21 protein-coding genes are annotated in these 18,874 nt (G+C 68.4%); 18 read left to right on the top strand and 3 right to left on the bottom strand.

Features of this window, described 5'->3' with window-relative positions:
* Positions 1–63: 63 nt before the first annotated feature.
* The gene (locus AACH06_RS09960; protein ID WP_341425500.1) at positions 64–801 is read right to left on the bottom strand and encodes a helix-turn-helix domain-containing protein; all 738 of its coding nucleotides are present in this window, start codon (positions 799–801) and stop codon (positions 64–66) included.
* A 14-nt stretch (positions 802–815) separates the two neighbouring features.
* Entirely contained in the window at positions 816–1,823 is a 1,008-nt protein-coding gene (locus AACH06_RS09955) for a hypothetical protein (RefSeq protein ID WP_341425499.1), read from the bottom strand.
* A 134-nt stretch (positions 1,824–1,957) separates the two neighbouring features.
* Here AACH06_RS09955 and AACH06_RS09950 point away from each other — a divergent pair, with 134 nt between their 5' ends.
* The 18 genes from AACH06_RS09950 to AACH06_RS09865 all read left to right on the top strand — a co-directional run bounded on the left by AACH06_RS09950 (position 1,958) and on the right by AACH06_RS09865 (position 17,277).
* A complete protein-coding gene (locus tag AACH06_RS09950) occupies positions 1,958–3,250 on the top strand; it encodes an amidohydrolase family protein (protein WP_341425498.1) in 1,293 nt (430 codons plus the stop codon).
* Between the two features lie 105 nt (positions 3,251–3,355).
* Complete coding sequence (locus AACH06_RS09945; RefSeq protein ID WP_341425497.1) at positions 3,356–3,838, top strand: YiaA/YiaB family inner membrane protein; 483 nt, start codon at positions 3,356–3,358, stop codon at positions 3,836–3,838.
* Positions 3,839–3,850: 12 nt separating this feature from the next.
* Positions 3,851–4,327 (top strand): hypothetical protein, encoded by a 477-nt coding sequence (locus AACH06_RS09940; protein WP_341425496.1) that lies wholly within the window; start codon positions 3,851–3,853, stop codon positions 4,325–4,327.
* On the top strand, positions 4,324–5,154 hold the full coding sequence (locus tag AACH06_RS09935; protein WP_341425495.1) for a DUF2145 domain-containing protein: 831 nt from the start codon (positions 4,324–4,326) through the stop codon (positions 5,152–5,154). The genes AACH06_RS09940 and AACH06_RS09935 overlap by 4 nt, the downstream gene beginning before the upstream one ends.
* A gap of 320 nt (positions 5,155–5,474) precedes the next feature.
* Entirely contained in the window at positions 5,475–7,436 is a 1,962-nt protein-coding gene (locus AACH06_RS09930; RefSeq protein WP_341425494.1) for an MFS transporter, read from the top strand.
* Complete coding sequence (locus AACH06_RS09925) at positions 7,433–7,723, top strand: DUF805 domain-containing protein (protein ID WP_341425493.1); 291 nt, start codon at positions 7,433–7,435, stop codon at positions 7,721–7,723. Before AACH06_RS09930 ends, AACH06_RS09925 begins: the two co-directional genes overlap by 4 nt.
* A gap of 8 nt (positions 7,724–7,731) precedes the next feature.
* Positions 7,732–8,796, top strand: coding sequence for a hypothetical protein (locus AACH06_RS09920; protein ID WP_341425492.1), 1,065 nt, complete (start codon positions 7,732–7,734; stop codon positions 8,794–8,796).
* A 75-nt stretch (positions 8,797–8,871) separates the two neighbouring features.
* Positions 8,872–9,144, top strand: a complete 273-nt coding sequence (locus AACH06_RS09915) for a hypothetical protein (protein WP_341425491.1) — start codon at positions 8,872–8,874, stop codon at positions 9,142–9,144.
* Between the two features lie 29 nt (positions 9,145–9,173).
* Positions 9,174–9,464 (top strand): hypothetical protein, encoded by a 291-nt coding sequence (locus tag AACH06_RS09910; protein WP_341425490.1) that lies wholly within the window; start codon positions 9,174–9,176, stop codon positions 9,462–9,464.
* Entirely contained in the window at positions 9,454–10,248 is a 795-nt protein-coding gene (locus AACH06_RS09905) for a prolipoprotein diacylglyceryl transferase (RefSeq protein WP_341425489.1), read from the top strand. Before AACH06_RS09910 ends, AACH06_RS09905 begins: the two co-directional genes overlap by 11 nt.
* Positions 10,249–10,258: 10 nt before the next feature.
* On the top strand, positions 10,259–11,707 hold the full coding sequence (locus AACH06_RS09900) for a radical SAM protein (protein ID WP_341425488.1): 1,449 nt from the start codon (positions 10,259–10,261) through the stop codon (positions 11,705–11,707).
* Between the two features lie 14 nt (positions 11,708–11,721).
* Positions 11,722–12,438: a hypothetical protein gene (locus AACH06_RS09895; RefSeq protein WP_341425487.1), complete on the top strand. Its 717-nt coding sequence runs from the start codon at positions 11,722–11,724 to the stop codon at positions 12,436–12,438.
* Positions 12,439–12,472: 34 nt separating this feature from the next.
* Positions 12,473–13,306 carry a DUF817 domain-containing protein gene (locus AACH06_RS09890; RefSeq protein ID WP_423222001.1) on the top strand — a complete coding sequence of 278 codons (834 nt, stop codon included), beginning with the start codon at positions 12,473–12,475 and terminating at the stop codon, positions 13,304–13,306.
* Between the two features lie 244 nt (positions 13,307–13,550).
* Positions 13,551–15,737, top strand: a complete 2,187-nt coding sequence (locus AACH06_RS09885) for a coagulation factor 5/8 type domain-containing protein (RefSeq protein WP_341425486.1) — start codon at positions 13,551–13,553, stop codon at positions 15,735–15,737.
* Between the two features lie 9 nt (positions 15,738–15,746).
* Entirely contained in the window at positions 15,747–15,980 is a 234-nt protein-coding gene (locus tag AACH06_RS30165) for a hypothetical protein (protein ID WP_423222006.1), read from the top strand.
* Positions 15,956–16,330 carry a DUF1428 domain-containing protein gene (locus tag AACH06_RS09875; RefSeq protein WP_341425485.1) on the top strand — a complete coding sequence of 125 codons (375 nt, stop codon included), beginning with the start codon at positions 15,956–15,958 and terminating at the stop codon, positions 16,328–16,330. The genes AACH06_RS30165 and AACH06_RS09875 overlap by 25 nt, the downstream gene beginning before the upstream one ends.
* A 129-nt stretch (positions 16,331–16,459) precedes the next feature.
* Positions 16,460–16,711: a hypothetical protein gene (locus AACH06_RS09870; protein ID WP_341425484.1), complete on the top strand. Its 252-nt coding sequence runs from the start codon at positions 16,460–16,462 to the stop codon at positions 16,709–16,711.
* 26 nt (positions 16,712–16,737) lie between these two features.
* Positions 16,738–17,277, top strand: coding sequence for a hypothetical protein (locus AACH06_RS09865; protein WP_341425483.1), 540 nt, complete (start codon positions 16,738–16,740; stop codon positions 17,275–17,277).
* 54 nt (positions 17,278–17,331) lie between these two features.
* Here AACH06_RS09865 and AACH06_RS09860 read toward each other — a convergent pair whose 3' ends face one another.
* Positions 17,332–18,780 (bottom strand): serine hydrolase domain-containing protein, encoded by a 1,449-nt coding sequence (locus AACH06_RS09860; RefSeq protein ID WP_341425482.1) that lies wholly within the window; start codon positions 18,778–18,780, stop codon positions 17,332–17,334.
* Positions 18,781–18,874: the final 94 nt, after the last annotated feature.

Genomic DNA, 18,874 nt, shown 5'->3' with positions numbered 1-18,874 from the left:
CGACCGTGAGCGTGGACAGGCGTGGTCTCAGCTCAGACCAGGGAACACATCCTGCATCGAGAATCACAGCTCGCGCTTGAGATCGCGGAACGCGGCGAAGAGCCACGAGCGCATGGCGATGACGAGGGTGTAGGGCCGCTTCTGGTCGGGCGGCAGCTTCTGGTCGGCCAGGTGCTGCTGGGCGAAGTCCTGCGCGACGCGCTGCAGCCGCTCATTGAACAAGGTCGCCAGGCTGCGGCCGATCTGGCCGTGCACGAGCGTCAGCATTTCGCCTTCGCCATCGAAGCCGCCGGCGTAGTAGTCGGTCACCACGTCTTCACGGAAGTACTGCATCACCGGCCCGTGGGGTCGCCAGCGGAAGGTCTTTGCCAGGCGCAAGCGGTAGCGGTTCATCGGCCGCAGCTCGATGATGCCCAGCCGATCGAGCTGCGCGAGGTACTTGATCGCCTCGGCCTCGGTGACTCGGTAGGTGGCCACGACCTGCTCGCACGTCCACTGGCTCATGCAACAGATCGCCAGCAGCAGCAGCTTGCGATCGGAGACCACCGCCCGCTCCTGCTCCAGCGTCAGCTCCTTGCGCAGCGGTTGCGCATCGGCGACCTTGCGCGCGAGGTCGGCAAAGTCCAGCTTGAGCACACGGCAGATTTCGTCGACGCGGGCCAATGGCATGTCGCCCTTGGCGAACATGCGCTTGACGCTCGACTCGGCCATGCCGATGCGCGGCGCCAATTGAGCGTAGGTGATGTTCGAGAGCTTCAGCTCGGACTTGATCTGGTCGATCAGCGCTTGGGTGGTGGACATCGCTGCGCTCCGGGCTACTCAGCCACCAACTGCTTGCGCACCGCCGGCGTTGCATCCACTCGAACGACGCGCTGATCGGCCCCCCAGACGACCACGACGGTTTCCTCCTGGAACGTGTAGTACGTCCACTGCGCAGCGTCGAGAGAAGGCGTGGTGTCGATACGCGGACGGCCCAGAGCCATCACGACTTGCTCCCGGTCCATGCCCACGGCCACCTTGCCGGCACGGATGGCGGCCTGCACGGGCCGGGGCCAGGCGTCCAGCTTCGCCGATGGGTCTTCTTTCACCATCAGCCGCGCAACCAGTTGCTCGCGCGTCTCCCTGTCGCGCCCGTAATCCAGGCCGATGCGCATCGGTTTGCCTTCGATCAGCACTTCCGCCTTGTGGCGACCGTATTCCTTCACCACGATGCGCGCGCCGGCAGGTATGAAGGGCAGCGTCGCCCAGTTGGCGTCGCTGATCCAATCGTCTTCGTAGTGCAGATTGCAGCAGGTGTATTGCGCATTGGCCATCTGTTGCAGCACCGCCGGGTCTCGAATCGCGTCGACGGTCTTGGTGGCGGCGATGGGGCCATTGCCATCTTCAAGCCACAGCTCTCGCCGGAAAGCGTCCAGGACGCCGTTGACGACGTAGCGCATGCCTGGCTGCAGCTCGACGTCGACTTCAGCCTCCAGCGGCTTGGTCTTGTCACCGGCGAACATCTCCTGCATCGGCGCGGCGTAGGCCCATTGCGCCACCAGCTTCAGCTTCACCCGACCGGCGGGCACCGAGCGCTCGAACGACTTGAGCCGCATGTTTTGGCCCTGTCCCTGGCTGGCGCCGCGACTCGCGAGCAAGGCATTGCCTTCAGATTTCTGCCCGTTGACAGCGGCCAGGTAGAAGAAGCTGCCTCCGCTGCGGCCTCCGCCATAGGCCGAATCGGCCACCACTGCAGTGGGCGGGCTCTCGGCTCGCGCAGTCATCGGCCATGTGGCCACCAGCGCAGCGGAAAGAATCAGCAGAGTGAGGAAGGGGCGGCGCATGTCAGTCCTTTGGGGTGCCCGGGTGAGCGCCGATCTGGCGCGGGTAGCGCAGAAGGATACCGCCCGGCGCGAAAGCAGCCACCAAGGGGCGCCAATGTGAACTTTGCGGGTCGGTTGGGCGAGCATGCGGCGCCATGTCGAAACCTGTTCACCTTCATGCCGGCCGCCGGCGCGCGCTGTGCTGCGGTGCGGCCGCCCTCACCGGGCTGTTCACCAACCTCGCCACCGCCAGCGAGACCCCAGTCGATCCGGTGGGCCGGGTTCCGCGCTCGGAACCGGCCGTGCCGGTCTGGCCCACGGCCATCGCCGACCTGCTGCACGCCACCTTTGACGGCATCGACCCCGCCGCCTTGTGGGACGTGCACACCCACTTGCTGGGCAATGGAGACAGCGGCTCGGGCTGCACCATCCATACCTCGATGACCGAAGGCTGGCACCCGATCGAGCGGCTGCGCCGCGCCACCATCATGAACGCGGCGGGCGTGCCTGGGGACGCGCTGGCGGGGGGCTCGGTCGACCGGGCCTATGTAGAGCGGCTGCGCCGGCTCGCCGCCGGCTTCCCGCCCGGCGCGCGCTGGCTGCTGTTCGCCTTCGACCGGGCCGTGGATGGGTCGGGACACGATCGGCCGGAGTGGACAACCTTCCACGTGCCCGATCGTTACGCGCAGCAGGTGGCCGCGAGCACGCCGGATCGCTTCGGCTGGGTGGCGTCGATCCACCCGCTGCGGCACGACGCGCTCGAGCGTCTGGACCAGGCGCTGCGCCAAGGTGCGCTGGCGGTCAAGTGGCTGCCGAGCGCGATGGCCATCGACCTGCGTGACCGCCGATTGGCGCCCTTCTACGACCAGCTGGCCCGCAGCCGCACGCCGCTCATCGTGCATGGCGGCGAGGAAAAGGCGGTGCCGGGCGCGCAACGGCACGACTACGGCAACCCGCTGCTGGTGCGTGCACCGTTGGAGGCGGGTGTGCGGGTCATCATGGCGCACTGCGCGTCGCTGGGCGAAGCGCTGGACCTGGACCAGCGCCGGCCCAGCCGGCGGCCGGCCTTCGAGCTGTTTGCCCGTCTGATGGATGAGCCCGCCTGGCGCGGGCATCTGCTGGGCGACGTGTCGGCGTTGTTCCAGGTGAACCGGCGCGCCGACGTGTGGAAGACCGTGCTGACCCGCAGCGACTGGCACCCTCGCCTGCTGCACGGCTCGGACTACCCGTTGCCCGGCGTGGACCTGCTGTATTCCACCTCGCGCCTGGTGCAAGAGGGCCTGCTGGACCTGGCGGACGTTGCGCCGCTGGAACGGCTGCGCCGGCACAACCCACTGCTGTTCGACCTCGCCCTCAAGCGCCGCGTGGCCTGGCGCGGCGAACGCCTGTCGCCGCTCGTCTTCGACACCCGCTGGCACTTCACCACGGCGGCGCCAGGTATCGCTTGACGATACCCAATCGGCCGCTTCACGCTACACCGGCCCATGAAGCGAGACTTTCGTGCCCAGCCGGCGCAGCATTCAGCCATGTTCAACAGCCCTGAGAGGCCCCGTATGAGTACCTCGTCACCCCGCGTCATCGTCCGCCGCGACACCAAGGCCTGGCGTGCCCAGGTCTGGATCTCGTTCGGTGTGTCGATCGCGGTTTGCGCCACCGGTCTGGCCTGGTTGCCTGGCGAAGACCTGGACCGCGCGTTCATGGTGATGGGCTACATCTTCTGTTTGAGCTCGGCCTTCGCGCTGGCCAAATACGTGCGGGACCAGCAACTGCGGGGCCCGAACGGCGACACGCCCATGTGGAACCTGGTGGTCTGGGGCGGCTTTGCACTCGCGATGGCGCTGACCGGCTGGGGCCTGTGGCGGATGCAGATCAACCCGACGTACAAGGCCTACCTGCTCGTGAGCTGGCTGTTCCTGATCTCGAGCGCCTTCACGCTGGCCAAGACGCTGCGCGACGCCTTTGAGGCGGACCGGGCCGACCGCTCGCTGCGTGGCGACCACCTCGACACCCATCCTGCCCACGACCGCACGGCCTGATCGGAGACCTCGATGAACCTGCTGAACCATCTGGACGCTGTCATGACCTTCCCCCGCCGCCGAGCGCATGCGACCCATGCCATGGCTCTTGCCTTGAGCCTCACCCTGCTGGCCGCCGCGCCGGCCCACGCTCATGACCCCTCGCGAGACCTGAGCGCCGCATCGGGCTTGTCGCTCTCCGTGCCGGTGGCCATCTCGGTGGCGGCCCCCTCGGCCGTGCTGGTGGCGGGGGCGTCGTTCACCGTGGTCGCCATCGAAGCGGTGGCCGAAGGCACGGTGTGGGTGCTGGAGCGCGCCTCAGATGGCGCCCGCATGTCGGTCAAGTTCGGTGCACAGGTTGGCGAAGCTTCGGTGGTGGCCACCGGCACCGTGATCGTCGCCAGTGTGGTGGCGGCGGGCTGTGTGCTCTCCGTGGCCGGCGAGGCGGTCGCCTTCATCCCGAATGAGCTGGGCCGTGCCTTGATCCACGACGAACGGATCACGCGATGAGCAAGCGCCTGGCCGCCCCTTGGTCGCGTGGCGCGTGGGCCGCCGCCACCTTGACGATCGCGCTGGTGGCCAGCCCCGCCCACGCGGGCCGCCCCTGCGAAGAAGGCAAGCCCACCACCCAGCAACTGACGGCTGGGCTGGAGCTGGCCGCCCGCACCGCCCGGCAGCTGGATGCCTCCGGCGCCCAGGTGGTGCTGCTGGCCCGCGCCGGGCAGGACCTGTCGAAGTACGGTCTGCGTTGGTCGCACCTCGGGCTGGCGTACAAGGACGAATCGGCCAACGGGGGCCAAGGTGCCTGGCGGGTGGTCCACAAGCTCAACGCCTGCGGCACCGACCGTGCCGATCTGTTCCGCCAAGGCCTGGGCGAGTTCTTCAACGACCGGCCGTTCCGCTACGAGGCGGCCTTCGTCCCGCTGACGCGCGAGGCGCAGGCCCAGGTGCTGCCGCTGCTGCGCGACAACACCGCTGTGGCACGGATGCACACCCCGCGCTACAGCATGGTGGCGTACGCCTTCAACACCCGCTACCAGCAATCCAACCAATGGGTGCTGGAAACGCTGGCGATGGCGCTGGAGCCTCGCAACCAGAGCCGATCCCGCGCGCAAGGGTGGCTGCGCGACGAGGGCTACCGCCCGAGCGTGCTGCACATCGACACCTTCACCCGGCTCGGGGCACGGCTGACGCGAGCGAACGTCGAGTTCGACGACCACCCCACCGGTGACCGGTTCGCCGGCCGCATCGCCACCGTGACGGTGGACTCGATGTTCGACTGGGTGGTGCGCACCCAGCGCGGCGGCCCGGTACAAACCGTGCGTCAGGGTGGTTAGGGCGTGTTCACACGACGCAGCCCCGATGCGTTGCCACCAGAACCGGTCGATCGCAAGGCGCAAAACGAAGCCGGGGTGCGGCCCCGGCGAGGCTTTGCAACGCCGCGGGCGGCTGGTTCTGGTGGCAACCCTTCGGGAACGGGCCGTCCAGGGCGCACGGCGGCGTTGCCCTGCATCCCTGGACAACCCGTTCGCACGGAGCTGCGTCGTGTGAACACGCCCTAGGGTGTCGTTCCGTACCACCACACTCGCGAATACCGATCGGCAGCCCACGCTGGCTGCGGCATCATCCTGACCCACCGCCCCGCAAGGCTTGTCCCATGTCCACTGCATCGTCCCCCAGCCACGGCCACGAAGGCGGCCAGTTCGCCCTGCTTGGCCAGCGGCGCTTCGCCCCCTTCTTCTGGACGCAGTTCCTGGGCGCGGCCAACGACAACATCTTCAAGTTCGCCTTCACCGTGCTGGTGACTTACCAGATGCACGTCTCGTGGATGGAGCCGAAGATGGCCGGGCTGGTGATCGGCGCCGTGTTCATCGCGCCGTTCCTGCTGTTCTCGGCCACCTCGGGCCAGTTGGCCGACAAGTACGACAAGGCGACGCTCACCCGGCTGGTGAAGAACCTCGAACTGGTCATCATGGTGCTGGGCGCCATCGGCCTGTTCACCAGCGCCATCCCGCTGCTGCTGGGCTGCATCTTCCTGCTCGGCCTGCACAGCACGGTGTTCGGCCCGGTGAAATATGCCTACCTGCCGCAGCACCTGGCCGAGCATGAGCTGACCGGCGGCAACGGCATGATCGAGATGGGCACCTTCGTCGCCATCCTGCTGGGCAACCTGGCGGGCGGTGTGCTGATCGCGCTGCCGGCCGATCATTGGCTGCCCGGCACCCACGCGGTGGCGGTGGCCAGCGTGGTGCTGGCCATCGTGGGCCGGGTGGTGGCCCAAGCGGTGCCGGCCACACCGTCGACGGCGCCGGGCTTGAAGGTCAACTGGAACCCGTTCAGCGAAACCTGGCGCAACCTGAAGCTGGCACACGAAGGGCTGGCCGTCTTCCGCTCTCTGCTGGGCATTTCGTGGATGTGGTTCTTCGGCGCCGCCTTCCTCAGCCAGTTCCCCTCGTTCGCCAAAGACGTGCTGCACGGCAACGAGCAGGTCGCCTCGCTGCTGCTGATGGTGTTCTCGATCGGCATCGCCACCGGCTCGCTGCTGTGCGAGACCTTGAGCCGCCGCCATGTCGAGATCGGCCTGGTGCCGCTGGGGGCGATCGGCATGAGCGTCTTCGCCGCCGACCTGTACTTCGCCTCCCGCGGCTTGGGCGGTGACGCCACCACCGGCACGATGACGGTGGCCGCCTTCCTGGCCCAGTCGGCCCACTGGCGTGTGCTGGCCGATCTGTTCGCGCTGTCGCTCTCGGCCGGTCTGTACAGCGTGCCGATGTACGCGCTCATTCAATTGCGTTCGCCGCCCAGCCACCGCGCTCGCATCATCGCGGCCAACAACATCCTCAACGCGCTGTTCATGATCGCCAGCAGCCTGATCGTCGGCGCGCTGCTGTCGGCGGGCTTCAGCATCCCCGAGGTGTTCGGCCTGATCGCCCTGGCCAACCTGATCGTGGGGGCCTACATCTTCCTGGTGGTGCCCGAGTACCTGCTGCGCTTCCTGGCCTGGATGCTGTCGCGCTTCATCTACCGCCTGCGCCTGGTGGACACCGAGCACATCCCTTCCAGTGGGCCGGCGGTGATCGTGTGCAATCACGTCAGCTTCGTCGATGCAGTGCTGCTGATGGCGGCGAGCCCGCGCCCGATCCGCTTCGTGATGGACCACCGCATCTTCAAGGTGCCGGTGCTCGGCTGGCTGTTCAAGCTGGCCAAGGCCATCCCGATCGCGCCGCGCGGTGAAGACCCGGCCGCCTACGAAGCCGCCTTCGAAGCGGCCGACGCTGTGCTGGCCGACGACGAGATCATTGGCATCTTCCCCGAAGGCGGCATCACCCACGATGGCGTGTTGCAGCCCTTCAAGGGCGGCGTCATGAAGATCATCGAGCGCCGCCCGGTGCCGGTGATTCCGGTGGCCCTGGTCAACCTGTGGGGCTCGTTCTTCTCTAGGGCCGAAGGCGGCCGGGCGATGGTCAAGCCCTTCCGCCGCGGGCTGTTCAGCCGTGTCACGGTGGTGGCCGCGCCGCCGGTGGCACCCCAGCAGGTGACACCCGACGGCCTGCGTGACACGGTGCAGGGCCTGCTGATCGCCCACGGCGAGCCGGTGCTGCGCCCCCTGGCCGCATGAACGGCGATCTGCGCCTGGGCCGCCAAGGGTTCTGGATCGGCAGCCTGCTCGTGTGGGCGGTGTTCTTTGGCGGCCTCATGCACCTGCAGTTTTCGCAGACGCTGGCGCTGGTGTGGGCGGGCGCCGCGGTGATCGCGCTGCTGGCGCTGATGCGGGCACGCATGCTCGACCGAGGCCGCAGCCCCTGGTCGATCGCCCTGATCCTCGTGCCGCTGCTGGGCGCCGTGTGGCTGTTCTGGGAGCTGGCGTGCCGCGGCACGCCCGATGCCGGGGTGCCGCGCACATGACCAACGCGATGACACGACCTCTTCGGCACCGCACCGCTCGCGCGTGGGCCGCCAAGTGGGTGGCCGTGGCCGTCGCCACCGCGGCCTTCACCGGCCTGGCCGCCCCGCGCACCGATGGCGCCCCCCGCACGCCGAACGACCAGCGCCGTGCCGGCGTGCTCACGTTCTACAGCGTCAGCGAATGGATGCCGGTGCACTCTCGCACCGAACTGGCCACCTACCTGGCCGCCCACAAGCCCCCCAGCGCCTTTCCGTTCTTCAGCCACGTGGCGCAGTTCTGGCAAAGCTACGGCGAACTCAGCCAGGCCTCACCCGCCGCCAGCACCGACCTGCGCTACCACCTGCGCGCGAATGGTGAGGGCATCGCGCACGGCTTCGAGTTCACGCTGAAGGCCTGCTACGAAGCCACCATCGGGCGCCTGGCCGAAGCCACGGCCGATGCGCCCACGCCGGAAGATGAGCTGGGCGCCCGGGTGGCCCAGGACTACGCCCGCTTCATCCAGCAGCACCGCTCGCACGACTACGACCACCTCGCCCGGCTGAAAGAGCTGTGGCAGGCCACGCCGCTGTGGGACGACAACGCCGTGCGCAAATGGGAGCGACGGTTCGCGCTGACCACCGAATACGGTGCCAAGGCCGCGTGGGGTTGGCTGCTGCAGCGGCTGGACGATCCCGCGCCCGCTGCCGAAGGCACGACCGCGCTGATCTTGAACGCGTGGCCCGCCGATGCCGAGCGATGGCCGGCGCTCAAGCGGATGCGCACCCTGGAGGGGGGCGTCCTGGCCACGGTGCCCCGGCGCACCGGCCTCACGACCCAGGGGCCCAGCCTGGCGCAGCAAGGCATCCAGTTCGAGGAGGTGGCCGGAAACCGCGGCGACATCGTCGTCTCGCTGCGAGCCCCGCGTGACGCCAACGCGGTCGAGGCCGGCCGCCTGGTGTTCGCGCAACCGCTGCTGACCCTAGCGGATCACGAGCGCCGCTGGGTCACCGTGCCGGTGCCGCAACTGGCCTCGGCGCTGCGCTCCTGGGCGGCCCGGCCCGAGCTGCAGGTGGAACACATCTACGATTTCTGATGCCGGCGCGCGACGCGGTTGCTGCCGGCCCCGTCGTTCGCTTCACGATGGCTTCACGCGCCTGGAAGGACTGCCATGTCTGATCAACCACCGGCCACCGATCGCCCCTCGCTGTCGCGAACCCTGGCCGTGCTGTTCCTCATCCTCGGCCTCGTCGGTTTCGGCGGCGCCACGCTCTGCGGTGCGGCATTCACCGTGATGGGCATGGGTGGGGGCGACTACGCCGGGGCGGTGCTGGTGATCGCCGTGCCATCGCTGTTGCTGGGCGGCGCGCTGAGCTACCTGTGCGTTCGTCAATTGCGCAAACTGCGCCGCCCTTCGAGCGCCCAGGCGGGCGATGTGTCCTGAACCGAAGTACCTGAGCCGACGGAGTCTCCATGAGCTGCTTTCGAGTCCTTGCCGCCCTGGTGCTGACCTTGCTGGCCCTGGGTGTGGGTGTGTGTGGTCTGTGCGTCGTCGCCGCCGGCAACTCCGGTGAAGACAGATCCATCGGGATGGGGCTGATGCTGCTGGCCGGGTTGATGCTCATCGGCGGCATCACGCTGTGGACACGCAAGCGCAGCGCCGAGCCGGAGGCCACGCCCGACGACGCCCACACGGCCGGCAAGGCGAACACCGAGGCGCCCCCGTCCCCGTCCCCGTCCCCGTCCCCGTCCGATGATCGCTGACCTGCACACGGCGGCCTGGGTCCACACGGCCTTCGAGTACCTGGGGATCGCCACCGGGGCCTGGTGGTGGCGGCGCACCCTGCGCGCCCAGCAACTCGGCGGGCCGCTCTCCGACCGCCATTTCGCGGTGGTCGTCGGGCTGCTGCTCGGGGCGGGCATCGGCAACAAGGCGGTGTTCCTGATCGAGCGGCCGGATGTGGCGCTGGCGCTCTGGCAGGGCCAGGCGGCCTGGCCCGGCCAGAGCATCGTCGGCGGGCTGCTGGGCGGCCTGTTGGGCGTGGAGCTGGCCAAGTGGGCCACTCGCCAGACGCGCAGCACCGGCGACGCGCTGATGGTGCCGCTGGTGATCGGCATCTCGGTGGGTCGCGTCGGTTGCTTTCTGGCCGGGCTGCACGACGACACCTATGGCCTGCCCACCACCTGGCCATGGGGCGTGGACCTGGGCGACGGCGTGCGACGGCACCCCTCGCCGTTGTACGAGATCGTCTTCCTCGGGTTGTTGGGCGGGCTGCTGTGGCGCCTGCGCCATCGCCTCGGCGCCGTGCCAGGCCTGCAGTTCAAGCTGTTCCTGGCCAGCTACCTGCTGTGGCGCCTGGTCGGCGACAACTGGAAGCCGGTGCGTCAGCCTTACCCCTTCGGCCTGTCCGGCATCCAGTGGACCTGTCTGATCGCCCTGCTGCTGTATGCCCCGACGCTGTGGCGGGCGCTGGCCCGCCTGCCGCGCGCGGTTGGCCACGGCGGCAGCGAAGGCGATGGCACCACCCCGCGCACCTGGCGCCCCTGACCTCGAACGCATGAGCGACCGCAAGAACCGCCCCTATCTGTTCTACGACACCACGCAGAGCGTGTGCACCACCTGTTTGCGCCAGGTGGAAGCCAAGATCGTCTTCAAGGACGACCGGGTCTACATGGACAAGTGGTGCCCCGTGCACGGCACCGAGCGGGTGCTGATGAGCGACGACGTCGCCTACTACCGGCTGTGCCGCGAAGTGTTCGTGAAGCCGCCCGAGATGCCGCAGCGCTTCGCCACGCCGATGCGCCATGGCTGCCCCTACGACTGCGGGCTGTGCCCCGATCACATGCAGCACAGCTGCCTGTCCATCGTCGAGATCACCGACCACTGCAACCTGCGCTGCCCCACCTGCTATGCGGCCTCCGGCCCCGAGCGATTGACCCATCGGTCGTTCGACGAGGTGCTTGCGATGCTCGACGCGGTGGTGGCCAGCGAAGGCCAGGCCGATGTGGTGCAGATCAGCGGCGGCGAACCCACGCTGCACCCTCGGTTGTTCGACATCCTCGACGCGGCCAAGGCCCGGCCCATCCGCCACCTGATGCTCAACACCAACGGCCTCCGCATCGCCCAGGAGCCGGGCTTCGCCGAACGGCTGGCCGGCTACGCACCCGGCTTCGAGGTTTACCTGCAGTTCGACTCGCTGCAACGAGAACCGTTGATGGACCTGCGCGGCGCCGACCTGCGACGCATTCGCCAAGAGGCCCTCGACCGGCTCAACGCGCTGAACCTCTCGACCACGCTGGTGATGACGGTCAAGCGCGGCATCAACGACGAAGAGATCGGCGAGGTGATCCGCTTCGCTGCCAGCCAGCCCTGCGTGCGCGGCGTCACGCTGCAGCCGGTGCAAGATGCCGGCCGCGTCGAGGCCTACGACGCCGCGCGGCACCGCCTCACCGTCAGCGAAATCCGCCGCCGCATCGTCGAACAATCGGGCCTGTTCAGCCCGCAGGATGTGGTGCCCGTGCCCTGCAATCCGGACACGCTGGCGATGGCCTACGCGGTGCGCACCGACGACCGCGGCGCACTGCAGCCCCTGACACGCTTTCTCGATCCGCGCACCCTCGTCGAGACGGCCGGCAACACCATCGTCTTCGAGCGCGACGCATCGCTGAAAGACCAGGTCTTCAAGCTGTTTGCGACCAACCATTCGCCGGAGTCGCAGGCCCATTGCCTGAGCGAGCTGATGTGCTGCCTGCCACAGATCGCCGCACCCCAAGGGCTGGACTACACCAAGGTGTTTCGCGTGCTGATCGTGCAGTTCATGGACGCTCGCGGCCTCGACATCCGCGCGTTGAAGAAGAGCTGCATCCACATGGCCCGGCCCGACGGCCGCATGATCCCCTTCGAGAGCCACAACATCTTCTACCGCGATGAACGTGCGCTGTCGGTGGAGGCCCTGCGCGCTGAGCTTGACCGCTTCCATGAGGCCCGGCGCACGCCGCCGTGCTGACACCAGGCACCACCATGTCGGACGAAGGGCACTCGCCGCGCCACATGCCCCACAACAACCCCCAACACTGGCCCCACTACTGGCCCCGGGACACCGTGCACCTGATGGATCGCCTGGGGCCCTTCTACCTCGGGCTGTCGAACAAATCGATCACGCGGCAGCTGCAGTCGCTGTGCGCCAGTGTGCAGGGCTACGAGAAGTACCTCGGCGAGTACCCGATGGTGATGTGCGCGCCGCTGGACTCGCTGTACGTCTTTCGGCGCGCCACCGGCATGCTGGACGAGGACCTGCTTCAGGATCTGCTCTTCGCTTTCAGCTGGCGCGAAGCGAACTGGGGCGCCTGGCTGGCGGCGTTGGCACCACAGGCGGCTTATGCCCCCCACCTTCGGCGCCGGCGTGCCCATCTGCCGCATGGCACCTCGGTGATCGACCTGGCGTTGGCCGGTTGCGCCGGTGAACCCGTACCGGCAGAGGTACAGGACGCGCTGGGCCTGCTGGGCCGCCTGCGACAGTGGCTGCAGCAGATGCCCCCCATCCACACCCCGCTTCGTCGGGCACCATCGGCAGACGAATGGGCCGCACGCGCGTCAGAGATCGAACAGATCCGCCAAGCCTATCGGCAAGGCGGCGCCGATCGGGCGCTCCAGCGTTGGCGCAGTGGGCCCCTGGCCCATGAGCTCGTCGATCTGGGCACCTGGGTGCGCTCAGGCGGCAAGCCGCCGGTGGGCTGAAGGAGGCGCCCGGTGCAACACCGACAATCGCCGCATGCCTGAGTTCGCCCGGGCGCAGACGGCCGGCATGGCGCCCACGCCGGGTCTGCGCGACTTCGCCATCGAGTTCTTCCACTTCGTGCAAAAGGAAGCCAGCGCCTGCCTCTTCGCGGGCCTGTTCTTCGCCTCGGTGCTGCTGGTGCCCCGCAGCGGCGTGCTGGGCTTGCCGCGCTACGACGCATTGCTGGTCATCGCGCTGGCGATCCAGGCGGGGCTGGTCTGGTCGGGCCGCGAGACCTTCGACGAGCTGAAGGCCATCGGCCTGTTCCACGTGCTGGGCTTTGCGCTCGAGGTGTTCAAGACTTCCAGCGGCATCCAATCGTGGTCGTATCCCGATGCGGCGTACACCAAGGTGTTCGGCGTGCCGCTGTTTTCGGGCTTCATGTACGCGGCGGTCGGCAGCTACATCATCCAGGCTTGGCGGCTGCTCGATCTGCGCATCGAGCACCACCCACCGTACTGGATGGCCGGGCTGATCGCTACGGCGATCTACCTCAACTTCTTCACCCACCACTTCATCGGCGACTACCGCTGGTACCTGGCGGCCGGTGCGATCGGCCTGTACGCCCGATCGCAGATCGTGTTCCGCCCGCTGCGCCGCGACCGGCGCATGCCACTGGCGCTCGGCCTGGTGTTGGTCGGCTTCTTCATCTGGCTGGCGGAAAACATCGGCACCTTCTTCGGCCTGTGGGCCTACCCGCACCAGCTGGGCGCCTGGGCCGCGGTGCACGTCACCAAGTGGAGCGCCTGGTCGCTGCTCGTGCTGATGAGCTTCACCATCGTGACGAACCTGAAGCACATCAAGGCCACGGTGCACGTGCCGAGCTGAGGGCACGGCACGGCGCGCGCCGGCAAAGTGCAACCGGTTGCTACACCCTTCGGCAGGATCTCTCCCGCAAGGCCCGGCGCCACCCCGGTGAAACCGCGGTGAACCCGGGTGAAGGCGCTCGGCCTCACGGCGGCGACTCGTTGCAAACACGTATTGGCACCGAATTGGGAACCGGTTCCAATTTGCGTGGCACTTCGGTTGCCGCCCATTCCATGCCATCCGACGCATTGAGGAGATGCCGCCCATGTTGAGTTTTCTGGGTCGCTGGTCTCGCACCGCCGTGCGGGCCTTGCCCGCCTTGTCCATCGCCGGTTGGGGCGCGGCCTGCAGCCTGTTCGGCCTGCCGACCACCACCCAGGCGGCCACCTTGCGCGCTGCCGCGAACAACCAGTACGTGAGCGCGACCGCCACCGGCACCTCCTACCTGATGGCCAATGCCGCGGCACCCGGCGCGTGGGAAGAGTTCGAGATCATCGACAACGCCAACGGCACGGTCTCGCTCAAGGCCACGGTCAGCGGCAACATCGTGTCCGCGGACATCGGCCTGGCCTCGCCGAACACCGGCCGGTTGATCGCCAACCGCACCTCGATCGGCACCTGGGAGCAGTTCACGCTCGTGCCCCAGTCCAACGGCACGGTGGCCCTGCGCGCAGAGGCCAACCAGATGTACGTGTCGGCCGACCTGAACAACGGCGGCGCCCTGGTGGCCAACCGCACCACCGTGCAGGGCTGGGAGCAGTTCACGCTCACCGACGGCACCGGCGAGCCGCCCGATGGCGCACCCGACCTGGGCCCCAACGCCCACATCGTGAGCCCCACCACGCCCAACCTGCAGGGCCTGATCGACAGCATCTACAGCGCGCAGCAGCCCAACCACTTCGGCTCGCGGCGCGACGCCATCCTGCTGATGCCCGGCAACTACGAGGGCCTGCGCATCCCGGTGGGCTTCTACACCCAGGTGCTCGGCCTGGGGGCGAGCCCCGACGACGTGCATGTCAACGGAGACCTGCGCTCCAGCGCCTTCCTGGGCGGCGACAACGCCACGCAGAACTTCTGGCGCGGCGCCGAGAACTTCTCGGTGACGCCGAGCCTGGGCATCGGCAACAACACGATGCAGTGGGCCGTCTCCCAGGCGATTCCCTTCCGGCGCATGCACGTGAAGGGCAACATGAAGCTGAACCAGAACAACGGCTGGGCCAGCGGAGGCTGGTTCTCGGATGTGCTGGTCGATGGCCAGGTGAATTCGGCGAGCCAGCAGCAATGGATCTCGCGCAACACCCAGTGGGGCAGCTGGATCGGCTCGAACTGGAACATGGTCTTCGTCGGCGTGCCCAACCCGCCGGCCGGCAGCTTCCCGACACCGGGCCAGCGCTACACCAAGATCGCCCAGACGCCGGTGGTGCGCGAGAAGCCCTACCTGTTCATCAACGCCAAGGGCAAATGGGCGGTGCGGGTGCCCTCGCTTCGCACCAACAGCGCTGGCATCAGCTGGGCCAATGGCGCGGGGGCTGGCAAGACCATCCCGCTGAAGAACTTCTACATCGCCAAGCCGGCCGACAGCGCCGCGACGCTGAACGCCAAGCTGGCCGCCGGCAAGCACCTGCTCTTCACGCCCGGCGTCTACGTGCTGAATGACACGCTGCAGGTCAACAACGCGAAGACGGTGATCCTCGGCATCGGCTTCCCGACCCTGCGCTCGGACAACGGCAAGCCGCTGATGAAGACGGCTGATGTGCACGGCGTGACGATCTCCGGACTGTTCTTTGACGCCGGTGCCACCGAATCGGGCGTGTTGCTGGAGGTGGGCCCGCCGGGATCGGTGGCTGACCATTCGGCCAACCCCACCGTGCTGCACGATGTGTTCTTCCGCATCGGTGGCGCCGCGGCGGGCCGCGTGGGCATCGCACTGAGCATCAACGCCAACCACACGATCGTCGACCACACCTGGCTGTGGCGCGCCGACCATGGCGACGGCGTGGGCTGGAACGACAACCCGTCGGCGAATGGCCTGTGGGTCAATGGCCAGAACGTGACGATCTACGGCCTATTCGCCGAGCACTTCCAGAAGCACCAGGTGGTGTGGAACGGCAACGGCGGCCGGGTGTACTTCTACCAGTCCGAGATCCCGTACGACCCGCCCAGCCAATCGGCCTGGAACAGCGCCACCGGCCGCGGCTACGCCTCGTACAAGGTGAGCGACAACGTGACCAGCCACGAGGCTTGGGGGCTGGGCGTCTACAGCGTGTTCACCAACGCGGGCATCTTCCTGGACCGCGCCATCGAGGTGCCGGTGAACAGCAACGTGCGCTTCCACAACATGATCAGCGTCTGCCTGGGCAGCAACGGCGGCATCGTGCACGTGATCAACAACACCGGCGCCCAGACGGTCTGCAACGCACAGGGCACGCCGACGGTGACGGATTTCCCCTGATCGCGCCGCCTGCGCGCCCGGGCCTGCCGCAGGCTGGGTTCGCAGGCCGATGCCGAAGACATCGTGCAGGAGGCCCGGTTGCGCTGGGCCGAGGTCGACGACACCACGCCGCGTCGGCGCCCGCACGTGGGGGCGCACGTGGGGGGTCGCGAGGGGCCACGGCACGGTGATTGCCGCGTCGGGCCAGACCCACGTCACCCCCTCACCGGAGAGTCTTCATGGCCTACATCGACGGATTCGTGATCGCCGTTCCCACGGCGAACAAGCAGCAGTTCATTGAGCACGCACAGCATTTCGACGCGCTCTTCATCGAGATGGGCGCCCAACGCATCCTCGAATGCTGGAGCGACGACGTCCCCAAGGGCCAGGTCACCGACTTCTGGCGCGCAGTGAACGCGCAAGACGACGAATCGGTGTGCTTCTCGTGGATCGAATGGCCCGACAAGCCCACCCGCGACCAAGCCATGGCGCAAATGGGCGAGAAGATGAAAAACGACCCACGCTGGGACCCGGCGAAGAACCCGATGCCCTTCGACGGCAAGCGGATGGTCTTCGGCGGCTTCGAACCGGTGGTGTCGCTCGGCAGGCCTTAGTTCACACGGCGTCAGCGAACCCGTCCCCAGACTTCAGGATGCGAGCCCGCGAGGCTCGGCGTACCTTGTGGCCACGGTCCGCGCACTCGCGCCGGCCGATCCGATCCACCGGTACCAGGGAGCCTGATGATGAACGACGACAAACTCACCGCGCGGCTGCAGTCCTTCGAGACCATCACGCAGATGCGGCTCGAGGGCCTGATGCAGGAGCTGACCAAGCGTGTTCGCGTGGTCAGCGATGACGCGCTCGAGCACCTGGTGCAACGCGGTGTGCTGGCCCGTGTGGCACGCGACGGCTGCTGCAAGCCGGACGGCGGCACCTGCTGCCCCAACGCCCGTCTTCGCATCGAACAGCCGGGCTTGCCGGGCCTGGGCGAGTGACGGTCGGCCGCGACGGCGGTGGCGTGATGGCAACGAAGCGCGTGCTGCTCGACAGCCTGCTGGACGCGCCGATGCGGTGCTACTTCGAGCGCAAGTTCGCGTCGCTGCCGGCCGCGGAGTTGCGGCTGCGCCTCGAAGAAACCCTGCGTTTCCTGTTCATCGCGCACGAGTGCACCGGGGCGATCCCGGTGTCGCGCGAGATCGACGAGGTCTGGCACGCGTGGATTTTGCAGACGCAGCAGTACGAGGCACTGTGCCGGCGCCTGCCCACCGGCGAGTTCATCCACCACAGCTCGAACGACTACCTCGTCTGGTTCGACCCGGAAGTGGGCAACGGCAACCCGCTCGATCAGGACGTGAAGATGCTGGCGCTGTACGTGGCCAACTTCGGGCCCTTCGAGGCGGCGCGCGCCGCGCACTGGCTGTTGGCGCGCCACCTGATGGACCGCCACGGCTGGACGGTGGACGACCTGAACGACTGGCTGCAGACGGGGATGGACGACGGTTCGAGCGCCAACGCCACGCAGGCCCCGTCCGGCCGGGAAGCCGCGCCGGCGCTGGCGTGATGGCTCTCGGATGAGGCCGCGCCGCGGGACGCCCCGGTCGGCGCCGAGATCCCATCAGCGGGCGCCCTCGCCGGCCGAGCCGACGTGGCCAGCTTCGCGCAGCCGCTGGACCACCTGTGCCACCAGCCGGCCCACCGTGTCGACGTCGCCGCCCGGGCGGTAGCTGATGCCCAGGCGAACCACCACCAGGTCGAGGCTGGGCACGATGACGATGAACTGGCCCAGGTAGCCGCGTGCGAAGAAGGCCTCGGCCGGCGCGTGCGGCAGCCCCCAGCGCCCGGGCAGCGGATGGGCGTCGTGTCGGTGGTTGAGCCAGAAGCCGCGGCCGTAGCCCGCGTCCAGCGTTGGCGTACGTGCCTCGCGCACCCAACCTTCCGGCAGCAGGCGGCGGCCCTGGACAACGCCGTCGCTCAGGTACAGCAGGCCGAAGCGGGCCCAGTCGCGTGCACTGGCATGGAAAAGATTGGCGCCCAGGGGCGTGTCGGTGGCGTCCAGCGTCAACACGGTGTGGCGCATGCCCAGCGGTCCGAGCAGCTCACGCTCGGCAAAGGCGTTGAAGCCCTCGCCGGTGCCGCCGTTCAGATCGCGCAAGACCCGAGACAGCACCGTCCACCCCGCGTTGCTGTAGGCGAAGTGGGTGCCCGGCGCGGTCTCGGCCGGCATGTTCAGCGCGAATGAGGCCGGATCGGGCTCGATGTGCCACATGCGGGTGGCGCCATCCCAGCCGCGGCTGTCTTCGTCCCACGGCAGGCCGCTGGCGTTGGCCAGCAGCAGGTTGGGCGTGATCGCGGCGCGGGGGTCACCCGGCGCGGACCAGGCCGGCAACGCCAACGGCGCCGTCGGATCGAGCCGCCCCTGTGCCGACAGGATGCCAATGAGCGCATGGGTGACCGATTTGCTGATCGAGTGGCCGGCGAGCGGCGTGTCCGGCGGGATGTCGCTGGCGTATCGCTCGGCCAGGATGCGGCCGTGCTGAACCACCAGCACCGCCTGAGTGCGGCGCGGCGTGGCTCCCGGCTCTTCGGCAAAGGCGGCATCGACCGCGGCGGCCAGGCGGAGGTCGGTGGCTGCCATCGGCGCCGGCACCGCCAGGCCCGGGAACGGATCGGGCAGGTCCGACCTGGGCGAGGCCGCGAGCGGAGGCAGGTCGCCCTCGCCATGCATCACCGTGCAACCGCCCCCGTCGCGCCAGGCGGCCCGGCCCAGTGCGTGACCGGCGAAGGTGGTTCGCACTTCGCGGCGGCGGTCGTCCACCTCGCTGCGCAGGCCCCAGGCGATCAGGCCCATCCCGGTGGCGGGGCGCAATTCGTCGTCAAAGGCCCGTTGCGGGTCGATGTGCTGGACGAAGGCCGCGTTGCACATCACCTCGCTCGCGCTGGCGGTGGCGATGCGCACCGCGCGCACTGGCGGCAGATCGGCGCAGCCGGACAGGCCGCACGCCACCAGCACCCAAGCAGGCCCCCACGCGGGCACCACGTTCCATCGATCGAAAACAAAAGACACGGGCCATCACTCCACACCGGGAGCGACGGCCCCCGTTCGCGCCGCATGGTGTCGAGTCGACCCCCCACCGTCTGGCCGGAAGCCGAAAGCCATT

This window comes from Ideonella lacteola, assembly GCF_038066555.1.
Classification (GTDB): domain Bacteria; phylum Pseudomonadota; class Gammaproteobacteria; order Burkholderiales; family Burkholderiaceae_C; genus Ideonella; species Ideonella lacteola.
This window is presented reverse-complemented; position numbering and strand designations above follow the sequence as displayed.

Excerpts from the sequence above, each read along its gene's own strand:
- AACH06_RS09890 (WP_423222001.1), top strand. The coding sequence starts at position 12,473 with ATGCCTGAGTTCGCCCGGGCGCAGACGGCCGGCATGGCGCCCACGCCG.
- AACH06_RS09910 (WP_341425490.1), top strand. The coding sequence starts at position 9,174 with ATGAGCTGCTTTCGAGTCCTTGCCGCCCTGGTGCTGACCTTGCTGGCC.
- AACH06_RS09940 (WP_341425496.1), top strand. The coding sequence starts at position 3,851 with ATGAACCTGCTGAACCATCTGGACGCTGTCATGACCTTCCCCCGCCGC.
- AACH06_RS09895 (WP_341425487.1), top strand. The coding sequence starts at position 11,722 with ATGTCGGACGAAGGGCACTCGCCGCGCCACATGCCCCACAACAACCCC.
- AACH06_RS09865 (WP_341425483.1), top strand. The coding sequence starts at position 16,738 with ATGGCAACGAAGCGCGTGCTGCTCGACAGCCTGCTGGACGCGCCGATG.
- AACH06_RS09905 (WP_341425489.1), top strand. The coding sequence starts at position 9,454 with ATGATCGCTGACCTGCACACGGCGGCCTGGGTCCACACGGCCTTCGAG.
- AACH06_RS09900 (WP_341425488.1), top strand. The coding sequence starts at position 10,259 with ATGAGCGACCGCAAGAACCGCCCCTATCTGTTCTACGACACCACGCAG.
- AACH06_RS09960 (WP_341425500.1), bottom strand. The coding sequence starts at position 801 with ATGTCCACCACCCAAGCGCTGATCGACCAGATCAAGTCCGAGCTGAAG.
- AACH06_RS09950 (WP_341425498.1), top strand. The coding sequence starts at position 1,958 with ATGTCGAAACCTGTTCACCTTCATGCCGGCCGCCGGCGCGCGCTGTGC.
- AACH06_RS09925 (WP_341425493.1), top strand. The coding sequence starts at position 7,433 with ATGAACGGCGATCTGCGCCTGGGCCGCCAAGGGTTCTGGATCGGCAGC.
- AACH06_RS09955 (WP_341425499.1), bottom strand. The coding sequence starts at position 1,823 with ATGCGCCGCCCCTTCCTCACTCTGCTGATTCTTTCCGCTGCGCTGGTG.
- AACH06_RS09935 (WP_341425495.1), top strand. The coding sequence starts at position 4,324 with ATGAGCAAGCGCCTGGCCGCCCCTTGGTCGCGTGGCGCGTGGGCCGCC.
- AACH06_RS09885 (WP_341425486.1), top strand. The coding sequence starts at position 13,551 with ATGTTGAGTTTTCTGGGTCGCTGGTCTCGCACCGCCGTGCGGGCCTTG.
- AACH06_RS09915 (WP_341425491.1), top strand. The coding sequence starts at position 8,872 with ATGTCTGATCAACCACCGGCCACCGATCGCCCCTCGCTGTCGCGAACC.
- AACH06_RS09945 (WP_341425497.1), top strand. The coding sequence starts at position 3,356 with ATGAGTACCTCGTCACCCCGCGTCATCGTCCGCCGCGACACCAAGGCC.
- AACH06_RS09920 (WP_341425492.1), top strand. The coding sequence starts at position 7,732 with ATGACACGACCTCTTCGGCACCGCACCGCTCGCGCGTGGGCCGCCAAG.
- AACH06_RS09930 (WP_341425494.1), top strand. The coding sequence starts at position 5,475 with ATGTCCACTGCATCGTCCCCCAGCCACGGCCACGAAGGCGGCCAGTTC.
- AACH06_RS09875 (WP_341425485.1), top strand. The coding sequence starts at position 15,956 with ATGGCCTACATCGACGGATTCGTGATCGCCGTTCCCACGGCGAACAAG.
- AACH06_RS09870 (WP_341425484.1), top strand. The coding sequence starts at position 16,460 with ATGAACGACGACAAACTCACCGCGCGGCTGCAGTCCTTCGAGACCATC.